This window comes from Marinobacter sp. F3R08, from assembly GCF_018860425.1.
Lineage (GTDB): Bacteria > Pseudomonadota > Gammaproteobacteria > Pseudomonadales > Oleiphilaceae > Marinobacter.
In genome coordinates, this window is sequence record NZ_JAHKPI010000014.1 from 620,329 (window position 1) to 637,923 (window position 17,595).

Below are 17,595 nucleotides of genomic sequence, written 5' to 3' on the forward strand. Positions count from 1 at the left end.
GAGGGTGCCGGTGGTGGCGTTCAGCACTCCAACTCCGGAATCTGACAGAGGGTTGTCATTACGGTCGGTGGCCGAGGCGGTAACGGTGAGTCTGCCATCGACCAGGCTGGACACATTCACGTCGGAAACCGAGTAAGAGCCATCGCTGGCAACCATTGTCGACACGTTAACGACAGAACCATCGGCATCGGTGATGGTGATAGTAACCAGGTCGCCGGGCGTCACCTCGGTTGTCGTGCCGGAGAGATCGATGGTTCCGTTGGAGCTGTCAACATTGTCGATGCTCAGTGTCAGGTCGCCAACCGGTGCGGTAAGTGTTCCTGTTCCCGAGTCGGAGACAGTATTGCCATTACGGTCGGTGGCCGAGGCGTTCACCGTGAACGTGCCGTCCACAAGGGTGGACACATCCACACCGGAAACGGCGTAAGAACCGTCGCTGGTCACGATCGCCGAGGTGTTCACCACAGTGCCGTCAGCATCGGTGATGGTGATGGTGACGGAGTTGCCCGGAGCAACATCCTCGGTGGTCCCGGACAGATCGACGGTGTCGCTCGTGTCGTCCACGCTATCAACGGAAAGGCTGAGGGTGCCGGCGGTGACGTCCAGCGTTCCGGTCCCGGAATCCGATACGGGGTTGTCATTACGGTCGGTAGCGGAGGCGTTCACCGTGACCGTACCGTCCACCAGGCTGGACACATCCACACCGGGAACGGAGTAAGAGCCGTCGCTGGCCACGATCGCCGAGGTATTCACCACGGTGCCATCGGCATCGGTAATGGTAATGGTAACGGTCGCGCCGGGAACGACATCGGTCGTGGTGCCGGACAGATCGATGGTTCCGTCGGTGCTGTCAATATTGTCGATGGAAAGTGTCAGGTCGCCGGGTAGCGCATCCAGGGTAGCGGTCTCGGAATCGGAAACGGGATTGCCATTGCGGTCTGTACCAGACGCATCAACGGTTATAGTGCCGTCAACCAGGCCCGATAAATCGACATCCGGCACGTCATAGGAGCCGTCAGTGCCAACGATGGCTGTGGTATTTACAACGTTTCCATTTGCGTCGGTAATCGAGATGTTAACGGTTTCACCCGGAGCCACGTCTGTTGTGGTGCCAGAAAGCTCCGCTGTATTGGCGGCATTATCGATACCGTCAATGGTGACATCCAGAGCGCCCGTGGTGATATCCAGAGTGCTGTCGGCAGAATCGGAAACGGGAACGCCGTCGGCGCCGGTAGCGGTTGCCTGAACGGAAACGGGGCCGTCGACAATGTCAGTGAAATCCGAGAAGACGGCTGTGAACTGACCGCCTGATCCCGGAGTCACGGTCTGAACCAGAGTGTTTCCATCCTGATCGGTGAGGGTGATCTCTACGGAGGAGCCTCGTGCCAGATTGGTTACTGAACCGGTAGCCGTGAAGTTGGGTGCAACCCCTGACCCTTGCGACAGGCTGTCGATAACAATGGTGCCTGGTGGCAGAGCGTCAGTTTCGGTGCCGTCTCCGTTAACGTCTGACTGACGGTTCGATTCTACTGAGTTATAGGCAATGCTCTGATCAGCGGGGCTGGTACCTTCAACAATGCGGGCCAGACGTACCGAGCTGCTACCTCCGGCGCTGCCGCCATCGAGGCCTGCCGCTGGCGCATCAATGTCGTCAAGGGAGCTGCCCAGAGCCGCCTCGATAGAAGCCAGAGCTTCCGCCACACTGTCTTGCGCCACGCTGGTATCGTCGACCGCCGGGTTAAAATCAGGTGCCATTTCAGCGGAAGCAAGAATGCGGATACCACCATCAATAGTGGCGGTGTTGCTGTATCCGAAGTCGAGCAGGACCCGGGCGTTGTCTTCGGTTATCAGAATATCGCCAGCACGCAGGGCATCGCCGGTCTCAAGCAGGCGTCGGCTTCCATCCGGGGCTTCCGCCCAGGCTTTCCCGGTGGTGTTCAGAACAATGGCAACGGTGACGCTCATACGGGGCCCCTCACAGGCAGGCGGTAATCGGAAATTCGACGTCGGTATAAGTACGGACGACACTTAAATTTTTGATGAGCCGGTACGTTACCGTTGTGGTCACGACTTGAATACTGGACTGGGGTACAGGTTTGGACGATTCCAGGGTCACAAATGTAAATTACTGTTAACAAATGTAAAATGGTATGATTTTTCGTCGGTTTGTTTAAACTTGTAACGCATCACCTATCGTCTGCAACTTTCTTGTAGTTGGCTCGTGTCATTAGTCATCGCTGAAAAATGAACCCAGCGATGTCGCGTTGACGGCTGCACGATATTGGATCTGGAGGTTCGAATCTTGTTCAGGGTATATATGGTAAAACGGATCAGCTGCGCGTTGACCGTGTTAGGGGTTACCTTTGGTTTTTGGGTCCCGGCGTCAGCGCATGCTGCCCCTGATGAAGCAGGTCAGATGCCCGCATCGCAGGTAACGGCAGAACGCCTGTCCGTTGGCGTAGGTGTAACCAATGCGATTCAGACCGCGATTGAAAGCAACCCGGAAGTGCGTGCCAGCTGGCATCAGTTCCTGTCTGCAGGCGATGATAAGGATGCGGCTTTCGGAGATTACCTCCCGTCTATTGATGCCCAGGCCCGCTACGGTTTTGAACACCGTAACTATGAGTCCGTCAGTGAATTTGATGGCTACAATGGCCAGATTACCCTGACCCAGATGCTTTACGATGGCTTTCAGACGAGCAGTTCTGTTGAGCGCTTTGAAGAGCAAAAACTGGCGGCCTATTTTGAGCTTTTATCCAGCATTGAAGACACATCACTGGAAGCGCTCCGTGCCTATCTGGATGTTACTCGTCAGCGTGAACTTCTGGAGCTGGCGCGTCAGAATCTCGAAACTCATCAGGATGTCTACCAGCAGGTGAGCAGTAGTGCTCAGGCCGGTGTTGCAAGAGCGGCAGATCTGGAACAGATTAGTGGTCGTCTCTCGCTTGCGGAGTCCAATCTGGTGACCGTGGCCAGTAATCTTCACGATGTGAAAGCCCGGTACCTGCGCATTGTTGGCGAATTGCCGCCGGCCGAAATGGGTGAGGTGCGCCTGGGTGCGGACCTCTTGCCAGCCACAGTGGCTGAAACACTGACCATTGCCTACGAGGCCAATCCTGACTTCCGCGCAGCCCACCGGGAGATCGAGGCTGCCCAGGCAGGCGTTCGTGAGAATCGCTCCGGCTACCAACCACGTCTGGATCTGGTTGCCAGTTATGGCCATCGCTCGTTTGATGACCTGGGGTTTGATAACTCGGAAACCGAGGGCCGCGTTGGCATTGAACTGAACATGAACCTGTACCGTGGCGGCTCCGACAGAGCCAGAGTTCGCAGTGCATACAACCAGGTGAATGTTGCCAAGGATTTGCGGGATAAGGCGTGTGTGGACCTGCGTCAGGAAATCCAGATTGCCTATAATGATGTACGTAACCTGGAAACCCAGATCCCGGTGCTGAACAATCATCGCTTGTCATCGGCACGTGTCCGGACGGCTTACAAGGATCAGTTCGACATCGGCGAGCGCACGCTGCTGGATCTGCTGGACGCAGAAAACGAATACTTTGATGCCAGCCGCGCCTATGTGAACGCACTGTTTGACCGTCGGCTGGCCGTAGCCCGCGTGCAGGCCGGTATGGGGCACTTGGTGACATCGCTTGGTCTGGTGCGTAGCGGACTCCCAACTCTTGAAGAGCTGGGCGCAGAACCACTGACCGTCACCGCGAGCGCCTGCCCACCTGTGCCGCTGGACAGCTCGGTCTCGCTGTTGCTGGATGACGATGGTGACGGTGTCAGGAATTATAAGGATCAGTGCCCGGAAACGCCGCCTGGTGTCCAGGTCGACCTGAACGGTTGCGCGATTTCGGCTGAGATGAAAGTCATTCGGACGGGTATTGTTGAATTTGCCAATGACTCTGCCAGTATTGCTTCTGCAAGCGATGATTTGATTGAGGAAATCGGGCGCGTGCTGGCCAGCAATCCGGAAGCAGAATTGATCGTTGTCGGTCATGCTTCAAAAGTGGGGCCGCCGGGCTACAATCAGTCGTTGTCCGTCCGTCGTGCCGAGGCGGTTGTAAATCGTCTGGCATCTGATTTCGGCGTGAAGCGGTCGCAGATGACGGCCACCGGCCAGGGCTATTACCAGCCTCGCTTTTCCATACAGTCTGAGGCGGCTTTGGGCGCTAATCGTCGCGCAGACCTGACAATCCGCGTCCCGGGCAAACACTCAGAGGCCCATTGATGCCTCGATAAATAGGATTCAGGGTGGAACACACTGAGAAGGCGAGTCACACCGATCACCTGCTGGTCTGTTTGCAGGTTATCTGCAAGTTTCATGGTCAGCCAGCTTCTGCGGAAAGTATCACCTTTGGGTTGCCCCTCGACGAGGGGCGCCTCTCGCCCTCAAGTTTTGGGCGGGCCGCTGCCCGTCTGGGCTTCGCCAGCCATATCGAATACCAGTCACTAACCCGCCTGAATGACGCGCTGCTCCCTGCGGTTTTGCTGCTCAGGGATGACCGGGCCTGCATTGTTAGCGGTATCGATCACGAAAAGGGAACCGCAGCGCTCATCTACCCTGAGCTGCCGGAATCGAATGCTGAAATTCCTTTAGAATCGCTGGCTGAGGATTTTACCGGGAATGTCATCTACTGCCGCCCGAAGTTCCTGCTGGATCAGCGCTCACAAAAGACGACCAAGGTAAGGAAGGGGCACTGGTTCTGGAGCGTTATCGCAGAGAACCGCCGCCTGTACCGTGATATCTGCATTGCCGCGCTGATGATCAATCTGTTCGCGGTCGCCATGCCGTTGTTTGTCATGAACGTATACGACCGCGTGGTCCCCAACAATGCCACACACACTCTCTGGGTACTGGCTGTGGGGCTGATCATTGCGCTGTCAGCGGATCTGACTCTGAGGTTGATGCGGGGTTGGTTTATTGATTTGGCCGCCAGTCGGGCTGACGCCAAACTTTCATCATCCATCATGGAGCGCGTACTCGGCCTCAGCCTCAGTCATCGGCCGCAATCGGCAGGCTCTTTTGCGGCCAACGTGCAGTCGTTTGAGTTGGTTCGGTCTTTTGTCAGTTCGATGACCGTCGTCGGGCTTGTGGATCTCCCCTTCGTGCTGCTTTTCCTTGGTGTGATCATGCTGATCAGCTGGCCTCTGGGTGTGCCGGTGATTGTGGGCGCAATTGGTCTGGTGATATACGCATCAATTGCACAGAGGCGTTTGAGGGCACTTTCAGAAGAAAGCATGGCGGCGGGCTCTCAGCGAAACGCAACGCTGGTCGAAGGTTTGTCGAATCTGGAATCTGTAAAGAGCTTTGGAGTGGAAAGCAGGATTCAGAGTTCCTATGAGCGCACGTCGCTCTATATCAGTAATGTCAGTGCCCGACTGAAGTTTATTGCCTCCACCATCCAGAATGGTGCCCAGTGGTGCCAACACCTGGTGTCTGTTGCCATCATCATCCTTGGTGTGTACCTCATCATCGCGGGTGAATTGACCCAGGGCGGATTGATTGCGGCCTACTTGTTGTCATCCCGGGCCATGGCACCGGTCAGTCAGGCAGCGGGCCTACTGGCCCAATATCATCAGGCTTCCACCGCGTTGCGGGCGCTGGATGAGATCATGGACACGCCTCAGGAGCGGCCGGCAGGAAAAAGCTGGGTCTCCCGCCCGGTTCTTAAAGGCAATATTGAGTTTCGCGATGTTGAATTCCAGTATCCGGAGTCCGGGCATCATGCTTTGACCGGTGCTTCAATCAAGCTGAAAGCCGGCGAGCGAGTGGCGATTCTGGGCAAGAACGGGTCTGGTAAGAGTACGATTCAGCGTCTGTTGCTTGGCTTGTATCACCCAGGTTCCGGAAGCATCAGTGTTGATAACGTTGACCTGCGTCAGCTGGACCCGGCTGAGTTGCGTCGCAACATTGGCTATGTGCCTCAGGACGTAGAGCTGTTCTACGGCAGCCTGCGCGAAAACATTACATTATCAAGACCAGTGTCCCATGAAGAGTTACTGCGGGTAACGGAAATCAGCGGGCTAAAGGCGTTTGTCGACGCTCATCCGGAAGGTTTTGACTTGCAGGTGGGTGAGGGTGGTCAGCGCCTGTCTGGTGGTCAGCGCCAGTCGGTTGCGATTGCCAGGGCGATGGTCGGAGATCCGCCAATTCTGTTGCTGGATGAGCCCAGTGGCTCACTGGATCATTCCAGTGAGGAGCATTTCAAGCGCAGTCTAGCCAAGGCTTCGGAAGGGAAGACTGTGATAATGGTGACCCATCGAACGTCCCTGCTGGAGCTTGCCACTCGCATCGTTGTCCTCGATGCCGGGCGGGTTGTGGCCGATGGTGCCAAAGAAACGGTTATCGAAGCGCTGCGCCAGGGAAAAATCCGGGGGGCGTCATGAGCGACGAGAAAAAAACGCACCGGACCCTGGCGGAGAAAGGCTTTCATGGTATAGGTCGCGGAAGCGACCGTATGGGCCGAAAATCCGAAGGTCTGTTTGATCGGGTATTCGGACGCTGGTTGAGCGTGCCTGACACCGGCGGTTGGGAGGTCGACAGCGAGTGGGCCAGGGTGCAGCAGGAACCGATGAGTGCCCGTGGCCTTCTCTGGATGGTGTTTCTTGCGTTCGTGGCCTTGCTGATCTGGGCGGCGTTGGCGCCGATAGACGAAGTTGCCAGGGGTGAGGGTAAGGTGATCCCCTCAAGCCAGCTACAGGTTATACAGACACTCGATGGCGGCGTTGTGGAAGAGGTCGCTGTGCAGGAAGGGGATCTGGTAACTCAGGGTGATCTGCTGGTAAGCATTGAATCGACCCGGTTTGCGTCGGACCTGGCAGAGCAGAAATCCCGTGAGTTGGCATTGCAAGCCGATATCGTGCGCTTGAGGGCGCTGGTTGAGGGTACGGAAATTCAGTTTCCTGCCCAGTTTGGGGAAACCGCTCCGGAGCTGGTTGATGTCCAACAGTCTCTGTTTGAGAACAGCCGTAAGGAGCTGCAGGAGCAAAGGTTGATCTATCAGCAGCAGCTTGAACAGCGCCAGGCTGATCTTCGGGAAGCGGAATCTGCACGCACGCAGTATCAGGAGGTTCTGAATCTGGCCTCGCGGGAACTGGAGCTTAAACGCCCGCTTGTAGCTTCCGGCGCCGTCTCGGAAGTCGATCTGATCAAGCTCGAGCGGGAAATCAGTAACGCACGCGGTGAAGTGAATCAGGCGAACGCCGCCATATCCCGTGCCGGTTCGGCAATCACCGAGGCCCGGTCAAAAATCCGAGAAACGGGATTGGTGATGACCAACAAATGGCGTCAGCAGTTGTCAGAGTCCATCAGCGAGTTGGCGGCCATTCGTGATGTTCTGGAAGGCCTTGATGACCGGGTCAGCAAAACACAGATTGTTTCGCCGGTGGATGGAACCGTCCAGCGGCTGTTTGCCAAAACCGAGGGTGGAGTTGTTGCGCCGGGGCAGGATGTGGTTGAGATCGTGCCACTGAACGACGAATTGCTGGTGGAGGCGAAAATCTCGCCCAAAGACATTGCCTTCATCCGAAAAGGCCAGGAAGCCATTGTGAAATTCAGCGCTTATGATTTTGCCGTATTCGGCGGCCTTGAAGCGACTGTGGAGCACATCAGTGCTGACACCATCACCGATGAGAAGGACAACACGTTTTACCTGATTCGCTTGCGGACAGAAGCCGAGGGATTTTCGGACAAACTGTCAATTATTCCGGGTATGACTGCACAGGTGGATATCCTGACGGGCAAGAAAACGGTACTGAACTATCTCTTGAAGCCCGTTGTCCGGGCGACGTCTCAAGCAATGAGTGAACGCTGATCATGTCTTTGTCGTTTCTTGTTTACGACCGCCGTTTCGCGCCGCTTGATCATTGGCATCGGGTACTCCCGGACGCCCATCCGTGTGAGGTTTCGAAGTTTCAGACCGCGCCCCAGAAAGGTTCGTTGCTGTGGCTGAGCGCGGACGTGCCAGACTGGCAAACCCTGTGTCAGCGCTGGTCAGACACCGGCAGTCGCGTCCTTCTGCTGACCCGACTCCCAGACCCCACTGAAATGAATCGTGCGCTGGCCTGCGGTGCGCGGGCTTATCTGCCGGCCCTTGCGAACGCACGGGTCATGCGGCAGGCGGCAGAGATTGTAGGCTCTGGTGGCTTGTGGTTTCCCGAAGAGCTGTTGGGATCGCTTCTGCGCCTGGTTTCTGGTGCTCTGGATCAAACCGGACATCCGGGCACGGAGGCGGATCTTTCGATGCTCACAGCGCGGGAGCATGAAGTGGCCCGCTATGCAGCCAAAGGTGAAAGCAATCGAGCCATCGCCCAATCCCTCGGCATAACGGAGCGAACTGTCAAAGAACACATGGGGGCTGTCTTTCGGAAGCTGGGTGTTAAAGATCGCATGCAACTGATGTTGTTGGTTACCGGGCAGCGTCCGGCAGGCGGAGGGGAAAATGTACGTTAAACGCAACGAACACCGGATTGTGGCGGCCAGTGAGGACTATCTGGACGGTTTTGAAGAAATTGACCCGACAGACCCGCAACTCCAGAGCTTTTTGGCAGACAAGGTCGATCCTGATGCAACCCGGCGTTTCCGGGAGTCGGATTCCTCGCTGATACGGGTGATTGAAGATCTGGTGGACCTGCTTTCCTCCAAGGGGATTATTCGCTTTACCGACCTGCCGCCCGAAGCTCAGAAAAAACTCATGGAACGTAAGTCCATGCGCAGGGATGACGACAACCTGAACCTTATCGACATCCACGGCGACGATCTCTTCGACTTCGACTAACTGACGGCGTCTACTCCCGGCCCTGTAGCACCATCGAATCCCAGTTCCCATGCAGCCAGAACTATATCCGGGGAGTTCGCTCCTGCCAGATAGATGGGCAGGCCGATCCCGTGGGCCATGCCCGTCAGGCGCTGCATGTATTGACGGGTGCTGTGATCAGACGCCAGTCGCTGGGCGTAGGCGGAATCGGTTTTGATATATCTGAGTCCAAGCTCCCGGATTTTCGGTAGATTTTCCAGATGTTGGCCGACGCCACTAACGCCAACCCGACAGCCGTAGCGTCGAATGTCTTCAATGAATGAGCGCAAAGACTGATCGTCCAGATTCAGGACCGACTCTGGCACCTCGAAATGTAATTCTCCAGGCAGTTGCCCTGAAGCTGGGAAACTGGCCAGAAGATGGCGTCGTGCCTGTTCACTACCAAGACTCTGGGGCGCCAGATGCACAATCACCGGCGTATCGCCAAGTAGTTCAGGGGTCGCCATCAGATGCTTCAGCATGGCGGCATCAACTAACGGTGTCAGAGACAGGCGTCGACTCCAGGGCAGGAAGAAGCCCGCTGCACGCCATTCGTTGTTGAGCTTCAGGCGAACCTTTGCCTCGCGGTGAATGACCTTTCCATCTGGACGAATCAAAGGATGCAGAACGGCTTGAACATTCTCGTTGCTGACAGCCCCACTGATCGCTTCACGCCATTGCTGTGCGCTCTGGAATGGAATGGGGCCCTCGGCTCCTGCGTCCACTGCGATATGTTCCTGATCCTGCTCTGCCTGAGCCAGTAGGTGGTCAGCTTTCATCAGAATTTCAGAGCGGCTGACGCGGGTATCGAAAACACTGGCAGACCAGCTTGGTGCGGCTTCGCCGTCGCGATCAAACAGTCCGGGAACGGCCGTTGTCAGGCGCTTGCCAAGCTCATTAGTGTCATCAAAGTCGGTCAGAATAATGCCGAAGTCGGAACCATTGAGCCTGCCCATAAACAGGTCCGTGAAATGCAGCCCGCTGGTGCTAAGAATGTCCGATAACCTCAGGCAGAAGTCCCGGAGAGCTTCGTCAACCTTTTGATGACCAATCTCGGCATTCAGGTGGGTCAGGTTCGATATTCTTGTCAGAATCAAAGTGTGTCGCGTGTCTTCGTCTGACTCACTGATGAGCCCGTCCAACCGGCTGATGAAAAATTCTCGGTTGGCGACGCCTGTCACCGCATCGTTCAGAGCTTTCTTGCGCATATCGGCCAAAGCCTGTGATTCCCGCTCGAGCATCGTCTTCACTCGACCCGATAGGGTGTTCATGGCTTTAACCACACGCCGGAACTCATCGGTGGTCGGTTCCTTTAGCTCCACAAACCGCTTATCCCCGATGGCTTCTGCCTGGTCTACTACGCCCTTCAGAGGCTGGCTTATGCGCCGCACCAGCCAGCTTCCGCCCAGTCCTGCCAGCACGGCCACAATCAGCAGCCATGTGAAAAGCCGTTGTGCGGTTGTCCACAGCGAGTTCTGGGCGTGGATGGTGTCGCTTTCAACAATCAGGCTGCCGTAGTTCACCCAACCATCGGTGACTGTTGCATGGCCAGCGGGAATGTCTAGCGGAAGCAGTGATTGAAACCAGGCTGGCGAGTCACTGCTTTCAACCTGGCCTGTCAGTTCTACAGACTTGTTTCCCGGAAGGGTAAGTTGAATTTTCTGATAGTGACCGGTGGCAAACTGGGCGTCCAGAAACGAACGGAGCAGGGCGGGCTCCTTTTCCGTATGGGAGAGTGTGATCGCCAGAGAGTTGGCATTATCAATGTTCTTGATCGACAGCTGTTCCTGATAATAGCCCTGCGCGGAAAGCAAACTGCCAGCGAGGCTGGCGGCAAAGGCAGTAAATATCAGAAAACTGATAAGCAGCCATAATTGTTTAACGAGAGACATTCAGGCTCACTCCTTCACGTTTCATTCGGTTTAATACGTTTCGCCAAGGCGATAGCCGGGCAGTGGAACTGCCGGCCGAGGCGCCGACTCCTCCGGCCCAGAGTTCACTGCTGTTGAAACTGAATACGGGGGTCAGGTCTGTGCGTTCGCTGGCTGGCAGAATGTCCTCTATCAGGCTGTCCAGCAGTATGGGTTCTGCCCCGGGCTCGGGATAGTAACCAAGAACCATGTGGGGTTGGGTGACCGGACTGGCGGGCCCCCCAATCCTGGCCCGGACGTAGATCAGTCTGAGTTTATCATCGCTGATTCCGGCATGAAGCAGGCTGACATACTGGATGATGACGAAGTCCTCGCAATCGCCCCGGCCCTTTGCCAGAGTTTCAAGAGGCGTGGCCCAGTAGTCTTCACGTCCCCACAGTGACAGGTCCTGTTGATACGCGAGTGTGTCGTGAACAAAAGCATTTACTTGCTTTAGCTTCTCAGCGGTATCCAGCGTGCTCACTCGCTGGAGCATGGATTGCCATTGTTCGAGAACCTCTTGTCTGCCTTGCAGGCCACTTTTGCGCCATTGCGACTGGGCCTTAGTAAAATCGATGGCTGCAAATACCGGCCGTTGGGAAGCCTGGGGGAGGTGGGGTAGGAGGGCCAGACACAGCATAATGGCAGTCAGTAACCTGCTAGGTCTTTTCAGTTTCCTGAGTATTAATCGGTTGCCATCAACGCCCATCGACGTCCACTTAATTCGATTGATGTGATCTCGAATGAGCCAAATAACGGAAACCAGAGTGTGTCTCACTGTCCGTTCGTTGTCAGTAGTGGGTTTGTAACTTGAATGCCTGGGGCCTCCGGATAACGAGTGATCATGAGCCAGTGCAATGGGCAACCCGGGAGAGTTCTGAGTGGCCTGGGACGGCTATTGTTTGTGTGTTGATCCAGCTCAAGAAAGAGGCTCTTTGGGTATTCATCAAAAAAATGCCGAAAATAGATTATATAAATTTCAATTATAAAATTTAAACCACTAAAGTAATCATCAACGTCAGCGCTTAGCTCAAAAAGTGAGCAGGTTGTTGGCTTCGGAAGTCGCAGAAAGCTGCTCCGTACAGATAAAGAAAACCAACGTAGAAAGGATTGAGATCATGCCCTACGCAAACGACGTTGACCAGATTGCTTCCCTGTTGAAACAGCACCCGACCTGGAACGCTATCAACCCGAAGCACGCCGCTCGCATGCGCGCCCAGAACAAGTTCAAGACCGGTCTGGACATCGCCAAGTACACCGCGAAGATCATGCGGGAAGACATGGCTAACTACGACAACGACACTGCCCAGTACACTCAGTCCCTGGGCTGCTGGCATGGCTTCATCGGTCAGCAAAAGATGCTGTCCATCAAGAAGCACTTCGGTAACACCAAGCGCCGTTACCTGTACCTGTCTGGCTGGATGGTTGCCGCCCTGCGCTCCGAGTTCGGCCCGCTGCCTGACCAGTCCATGCACGAGAAGACTGCGGTTTCCGGCCTGATTGAAGAGCTGTACACCTTCCTGCGTCAGGCTGATGCCTGGGAACTGAACCACCTGTTCCGCGCCCTGGAAGAAGCTGAGAACGCTGGTGACAACGCCAAGGCGGAAGAGCTGATCAAGCAGATCGACAACCACGAAACTCACGTCGTGCCGATCATTGCCGACATTGACGCTGGTTTCGGTAACGCCGAAGCAACCTACTTGCTGGCCAAGCAGATGATCGAAGCCGGTGCCTGCTGCATCCAGATCGAGAACCAGGTTTCTGACGAGAAGCAGTGTGGTCACCAGGACGGCAAGGTAACTGTTCCGCACGCAGACTTCCTGTCCAAGATCAACGCTGTTCGTCTGGCGTTCCTGGAGCTGGGTGTTGATGACGGTGTTATCGTTGCCCGTACCGACTCCCTGGGCGCTGGCCTGACCCAGAAGATTGCGGTTACTGAAGAGCCGGGCGATCTGGGTGACCAGTACAACAGCTTCATCGATGGCGAAGTGATCGAGAAAGCTGAAGACATCAACAACGGCGACGTTGTCATCAAGCAGAACGGTCAGCTGGTTCGTCCGAAGCGTCTGGCTTCCGGCCTGTTTCAGTTCAAGCCAGGCACTGGCGAAGACCGTGTTGTGCTGGACTGCATCACCAGCCTGCAGAACGGCGCTGACCTGCTGTGGATCGAAACCGAGAAGCCCCACGTTGGTCAGATCGCTGCCATGGTTAACCGCATCAAGGAAGTGGTGCCGGACGCCAAGCTGGTTTACAACAACAGCCCGTCCTTCAACTGGACCCTGAACTTCCGTCAGCAGGTATTCGACGCCTGGAAGGAAGAAGGCAAGGACGTTTCTGCCTACGATCGCGCCAAGCTGATGGGCGAAGAGTACGACAACACCGAGCTGGGTCAGCTGGCCGACGAGTGGTGCCGTAACTTCCAGCGTGACGGTTCACGTGAAGCGGGTATCTTCCACCACCTGATCACGCTGCCGACCTACCACACTGCGGCCCTGTCTACTGACAACCTGGCCAAGGGCTACTTCGGTGACGAAGGCATGCTGGCCTACGTTGCCGGTGTACAGCGCAAGGAAATCCGTCAGGGCATCGCCACCGTCAAGCACCAGGATATGGCTGGTTCCAACATCGGTGACGACCACAAGGAATTCTTCGCTGGTGATGCGGCCCTGAAGGCCGGTGGTAAAGACAACACCATGAACCAGTTCGGTTAATCGACGGTTCGGATGTTGCTGAGGCGGGCAGTATTGCTCGCTTCAAATTCAGAAAGCCCCGCTTCGTGCGGGGTTTTTTGTGTCTGACGCTCTGATTATTCCGGATCTGCTATGCTGTAGCGGGATTGCGGAGAGACGGGTGATGGTGAGCGTGACAACGATAGAGCGAATCGATCAGGCGAAGGCAGAACTTCTCCAGCAACTGAATTGGACACGAAAACGTACAGAGTATCTGGTTGGCTCTTTGCCACCTGAGTTGCTGGACGTTCCTTACCATCCCGGGGTCAACCCACCCCTCTGGGAAATGGGGCATGCGGCCTTTTTCTACGAGGTTTTCGTATTCAATCTTCTGGATGGCACGCCCAGCCATGATCCGGCCATGGACGATCTGTGGGATTCATTTCATATCGAACATCGTGACCGTTGGAATCGGGAGCTCTTTCCCGGACACCAGAAAACCCTCGAGTATTTCAACCTCATTTATGACCGCGTAGCCGACAGGATACGAACAGAGCCCCTTACCGACCAGGCACGGTATCTATACCGGTACGCGATCTACCACCAGAACATGCACATTGAATCGATGATCTGGTGCCGCCAGACGGTCGGCTATCCGGCCCCCCCGGGCACGGATTTTTACCGTCCAGCTCCGGGCGTATGCCAGGAGGGCGATGCGGTTATTCCCGCCGGAGAGTGGCTGATTGGTATGCCGGGTGCGTCGGAACACTATGCCGGCGAGGACTTTGGGTTCGATAATGAGAAACCCGGTTTTACGGTGACGCTGGCCCCGTTCGCCATTTCCAGATGCCTGGTCAGTAATCGTCAGTTCATGGCGTTCGTGGAGGACGGTGGCTACCGAAAACCCGATCTCTGGTCGTTTGGCGGCCAGAAGTGGCTTCAGACCGAAACCGATGTGGCCCTTGTTCATGGCATTGAAGCGCCGTTGTTTCGCGCTCCCCGGCACCCGATATACTGGCGCTGGCACGGTGACCAATGGCAGGAGCGGGTATTCGACAGCTGGCAGTCTCTGAATCCGGATGCACCGGTCACCCACGTGACTTACTGGGAGGCAGAGGCGTATTGCCGCTGGGCTGGGCGTCGCCTGCCGACAGAGCTTGAATGGGAAGTGGCGGCCCTGGGGAATAGGCCAGGTGAGCCATTCAGGCGCTTTCCATGGGGCAACTCAACACCGGATGAGCAACGGGCTGACCTGGACGGACGCGCCATGGCCCAGAGCCCGGTGTCTGATTTTCCGGATGGAGACAGTCCCTTTGGCTGCCGCCAGATGACTGGCACAGTCTGGGAGTGGACCAGCAGCCAGTTCTTGCCATACGACGGCTTCAAGGTAGATGTATACCCATTCATGTCGACCCTGCAGTTTGGTGATCACAAGGTCACGCGCGGTGGCAGTTGTGCGACCTCATCATGCCTGATTCGAGGCACTTATCGTCAGGCGTATCTGCCGTTGCGTAACGATGCCTATACCGGTTTCCGAACCTGTGCGCTTTAGACCGCTCGGTACCGGGGGGCGGGCGGCCGCGCTAGTCTGACAGGCCGGTAACCGGGGAGGTGTTTGAGGGGGCCTTGGCGACCACGTGGCTGGCCAGTGCAACGCCGGTTTCGCTCATGGTCAGATAGGCTTCATCTGCGCCGGCTTCCCGGATCTGTCTCGCTTCATCCTCGTACATGGTGTGAGCCACGATATAGCCATCAAAGCCCATTTTCCGAAGCATTCGGGCGGCGATCAGTTTGCCCTCGATATCCCCCATGGCCAGGATAACGGAGTGCACGGCAGGCATGTGCAGTCCATTCCAGAAGGAGGCGTCCTCGGCGTCTGCGAAAACCACGTTGCGTCCTGCTTTTTGATGCAGGTTTGTCTTTGCCGGATCGGAATCCAGTCCGATCAATTTTGGCTGATCTGCACAAAGCCAGTCGTAGGCAGCGGTTCCTGTGCGGCCCATGCCCATGACCAGAACCTGGTTGTCTCCCAGTGACAACGGTTGCTCATCCGGATGATGTTTGCTGCTCTCGAAGCGCCCCAGACCATGGGCATAGCGTTCATAGAGGCCGTGTGCAAACCGGTTGATGGGGGCCGACAAGAGGAAAGAAAGAGACACCGAAATGGCCAGCGGAACCAGCCATTCCGGCAATGCCACGCTGGCAACAATCAGGCCGAATTCGCTGTAGTTGGTCAGTGCCAGAGCACTCAGGAAACCACTGCGGGCTCGTAAGCGGAAAGCCAGGAGCAGGAAAAAGAACAGGATACCTTTCAGTGGCAGGATCAGGCCAGCAACCACAGCGAAAATAAGTGCGTCGCCATCGGGCAGGCCGCCTATACCGATCTGCAGAAAGAAGCCCACCAGGAAGACTTCCTTGACGCTCCAGAGCGACTTGGAGAGCTCCTGGGACCGGGGGTGGTTGGCCAGCATGGCCCCGAAAACCAGCGCGCCAAGCTCGGAGCTGAGACCGACGGCCTCAAAGCCAAGCCCGCCGACAACAAGTGCAAGCAGCAACCCCAGGAGCACCAGCAGTTCGTCGTGGCCACTGGCATCCAGTAATCTGAACAGTAAAGGCCGCAGCAAGGGTAGCCCGAAGACAATCAAAGCCCATTCAGACGGGGTTTTGCCGGCCGCCAGGCTCATGACGACCAGTGCAATCAGATCCTGCATGATCAGGATGCCAATGGCTACCCGGCCATGGAAAGCCCGGAGTTCGCGTTTAGATTCAAGGACTTTGGCAGCAAGTACGGTGCTTGAAAATGACAGTGCGATGGCCAGCATCAGGGCCGTTGGCCAATCAAGGTCCATCAGCAGGTAGATCCCCGGAGCGAAGACTGCGCACGTGATACCGAAATGGATCAGGCTTCCGCCAATGACCTCTGGCCTGATGACTGAGCGAAGCTTCAGCTTGAGACCAACGGTAAATAGCAACAACAGAACGCCCAGATGCGCGATGTGCTGGAGAACATCGGTCTCTTCGACCACAACGGCGGAGACCTCTGAAATGCCGCTGAGAACAAAGCCTGCGGCCAGGTAACCAATCAGGGGGGGCAAGCCGACCAGTTTGACCAGCAAGCCAAGGCTGAAGGCAAAAGTAATCCAGATCGCTTCAGGCATGAGATACCGGCTTGAACGTTAAGAACACAATTATTGTTAGACTACCCTGTTTTACCATGCCCATGTAGTCGCTGAAGGTGGAAGGCGGTTACTTATATTCCGATAGAGGTCACTGGGCCGGTTGCCCGATAAACCCCCGGAACAGTTCTGCGGATCTGGCTGGCGCTTCGACCATTGGCGCGTGCCCAATACCCTCCATCAGTTCCAGCCTGGCATCCGGGATGGCGGCGGCAAAAACTCTGCCGTTCCGGTAATTGATGACGCGGTCCTCTTTGCCCCAGATGACCAGGACCGGTGCCTTGATGCGGGTGATAGCGGTGCGAAAGTCAGGTTCGAAACCGGCATCGCGAATGGCGGCAAAAATGACCTCGTTGACGTCCTGGTTGGCGATGGCCTGCTCTTCCATGACACCCATGATCGGCCAGGGTACAAAAGGTTCTTTTTCCAGGGCAAAATCCATGAGGCGCTCAAAGTCCCCTGGCTGCTTCGGAATCAGGGGATTGTCTCCTTCCATCACCAGGTCCATCAGCTCGCTTTCATACTCCAGGATGCCCGCAGGATCGAACAGTACCGCAGATGCCACTTTGTCGGGATAATTCGCGGCATAGAGAGCCGTAATCGCGCCTCCCATGGAGTTGCCCATGATGTGCGCCTTATCAACCGCCAGTGCTTCCAGAATTCGTGACACATAACCGGCCTGTTCTTCCAGGCTGTAGCCGATATCCAGGGGTTTGCTACTGTCACCATGGCCGGGCAGGTCGATGGCATAGACATTAAAGTCGTCGGTCAGGTGCCCGGCCAGACGGGTCCAGTTATCCTTGTTGGCTCCGAAACCATGGATCATGACAATGGTATCGCCATTAACCAGCTGGTGATTTTTCAGGTAAGCAATTTCCAGGTTGTCGACAGTCACGGTGGCCGCTTGAAGGCCTGCAGACGATCGCTCAAAGCCAATGGCGGTTTCGTAAATGTCCTGACGTGAGCAGGCACTTAAAAGCAGAGCAATAATCAGAGCAAACTGGAGGTTCAGTGTAACCGGGCGTTGCATCAAGGG

Annotated in this window: 12 protein-coding genes; 7 read left to right on the top strand and 5 right to left on the bottom strand. The window is 56.1% G+C overall.

Annotated features, from left to right (window positions below; genetic code table 11):
• On the bottom strand, nt 1-1,965 hold a 1,965-nt coding region (locus KO499_RS05880), incomplete at its 3' end, for a retention module-containing protein (RefSeq protein ID WP_215982766.1).
• 451 nt (nt 1,966-2,416) lie between these two features.
• On the opposite strand from KO499_RS05880, the gene KO499_RS05885 reads away from it, so the two are divergent.
• Genes KO499_RS05885 through KO499_RS05905 form a run of 5 tightly spaced genes read left to right on the top strand, consistent with a single transcriptional unit; the run spans nt 2,417 to nt 8,786 of the window.
• Complete coding sequence (locus KO499_RS05885) at nt 2,417-4,237, top strand: TolC family outer membrane protein (RefSeq protein WP_215982767.1); 1,821 nt, start codon at nt 2,417-2,419, stop codon at nt 4,235-4,237.
• Nucleotides 4,238-4,260: 23 nt separating this feature from the next.
• The gene (locus KO499_RS05890; protein WP_215982768.1) at nt 4,261-6,396 is read left to right on the top strand and encodes a type I secretion system permease/ATPase; all 2,136 of its coding nucleotides are present in this window, start codon (nt 4,261-4,263) and stop codon (nt 6,394-6,396) included.
• A complete protein-coding gene (locus KO499_RS05895) occupies nt 6,393-7,823 on the top strand; it encodes an HlyD family type I secretion periplasmic adaptor subunit (protein ID WP_215982769.1) in 1,431 nt (476 codons plus the stop codon). Before KO499_RS05890 ends, KO499_RS05895 begins: the two co-directional genes overlap by 4 nt.
• Before the next feature lie 2 nt (nt 7,824-7,825).
• Nucleotides 7,826-8,461 carry a helix-turn-helix transcriptional regulator gene (locus tag KO499_RS05900; RefSeq protein WP_215982770.1) on the top strand — a complete coding sequence of 212 codons (636 nt, stop codon included), beginning with the start codon at nt 7,826-7,828 and terminating at the stop codon, nt 8,459-8,461.
• Entirely contained in the window at nt 8,451-8,786 is a 336-nt protein-coding gene (locus tag KO499_RS05905; RefSeq protein WP_215982771.1) for a hypothetical protein, read from the top strand. Before KO499_RS05900 ends, KO499_RS05905 begins: the two co-directional genes overlap by 11 nt.
• On the opposite strand, the gene KO499_RS05910 is transcribed toward KO499_RS05905, so the two are convergent.
• Together KO499_RS05910 and KO499_RS05915 are read right to left on the bottom strand one after the other, a co-directional pair.
• Complete coding sequence (locus KO499_RS05910; RefSeq protein WP_215982772.1) at nt 8,783-10,696, bottom strand: EAL domain-containing protein; 1,914 nt, start codon at nt 10,694-10,696, stop codon at nt 8,783-8,785. The two genes, KO499_RS05905 and KO499_RS05910, sit on opposite strands and share 4 nt — an antisense overlap.
• On the bottom strand, nt 10,683-11,354 hold the full coding sequence (locus tag KO499_RS05915; RefSeq protein WP_215982773.1) for a transglutaminase-like cysteine peptidase: 672 nt from the start codon (nt 11,352-11,354) through the stop codon (nt 10,683-10,685). Before KO499_RS05915 ends, KO499_RS05910 begins: the two co-directional genes overlap by 14 nt.
• Nucleotides 11,355-11,832: 478 nt before the next feature.
• On the opposite strand from KO499_RS05915, the gene KO499_RS05920 reads away from it, so the two are divergent.
• Both KO499_RS05920 and senA read left to right on the top strand, forming a co-directional pair.
• Entirely contained in the window at nt 11,833-13,425 is a 1,593-nt protein-coding gene (locus KO499_RS05920; protein WP_215982774.1) for an isocitrate lyase, read from the top strand.
• Between the two features lie 79 nt (nt 13,426-13,504).
• Complete coding sequence (senA, locus tag KO499_RS05925; RefSeq protein WP_323133323.1) at nt 13,505-14,935, top strand: selenoneine synthase SenA; 1,431 nt, start codon at nt 13,505-13,507, stop codon at nt 14,933-14,935.
• 31 nt (nt 14,936-14,966) lie between these two features.
• Here the strand turns inward: senA and KO499_RS05930 are convergent, their stop codons facing one another.
• Both KO499_RS05930 and KO499_RS05935 read right to left on the bottom strand, forming a co-directional pair.
• The gene (locus tag KO499_RS05930) at nt 14,967-16,541 is read right to left on the bottom strand and encodes a cation:proton antiporter family protein (RefSeq protein WP_215982775.1); all 1,575 of its coding nucleotides are present in this window, start codon (nt 16,539-16,541) and stop codon (nt 14,967-14,969) included.
• Between the two features lie 109 nt (nt 16,542-16,650).
• The gene (locus KO499_RS05935; protein WP_215982776.1) at nt 16,651-17,589 is read right to left on the bottom strand and encodes an alpha/beta fold hydrolase; all 939 of its coding nucleotides are present in this window, start codon (nt 17,587-17,589) and stop codon (nt 16,651-16,653) included.
• Between the last annotated feature and the right edge of the window lie 6 nt (nt 17,590-17,595).

Coding starts and splice junctions, on each gene's coding strand:
- KO499_RS05905 (WP_215982771.1), top strand. CDS start 8,451: ATGTACGTTAAACGCAACGAACACCGGATTGTGGCGGCCAGTGAGGAC.
- KO499_RS05895 (WP_215982769.1), top strand. CDS start 6,393: ATGAGCGACGAGAAAAAAACGCACCGGACCCTGGCGGAGAAAGGCTTT.
- KO499_RS05920 (WP_215982774.1), top strand. CDS start 11,833: ATGCCCTACGCAAACGACGTTGACCAGATTGCTTCCCTGTTGAAACAG.
- KO499_RS05935 (WP_215982776.1), bottom strand. CDS start 17,589: ATGCAACGCCCGGTTACACTGAACCTCCAGTTTGCTCTGATTATTGCT.
- KO499_RS05910 (WP_215982772.1), bottom strand. CDS start 10,696: ATGTCTCTCGTTAAACAATTATGGCTGCTTATCAGTTTTCTGATATTT.
- KO499_RS05900 (WP_215982770.1), top strand. CDS start 7,826: ATGTCTTTGTCGTTTCTTGTTTACGACCGCCGTTTCGCGCCGCTTGAT.
- KO499_RS05930 (WP_215982775.1), bottom strand. CDS start 16,541: ATGCCTGAAGCGATCTGGATTACTTTTGCCTTCAGCCTTGGCTTGCTG.
- KO499_RS05885 (WP_215982767.1), top strand. CDS start 2,417: ATGCCCGCATCGCAGGTAACGGCAGAACGCCTGTCCGTTGGCGTAGGT.
- KO499_RS05915 (WP_215982773.1), bottom strand. CDS start 11,354: ATGCTGTGTCTGGCCCTCCTACCCCACCTCCCCCAGGCTTCCCAACGG.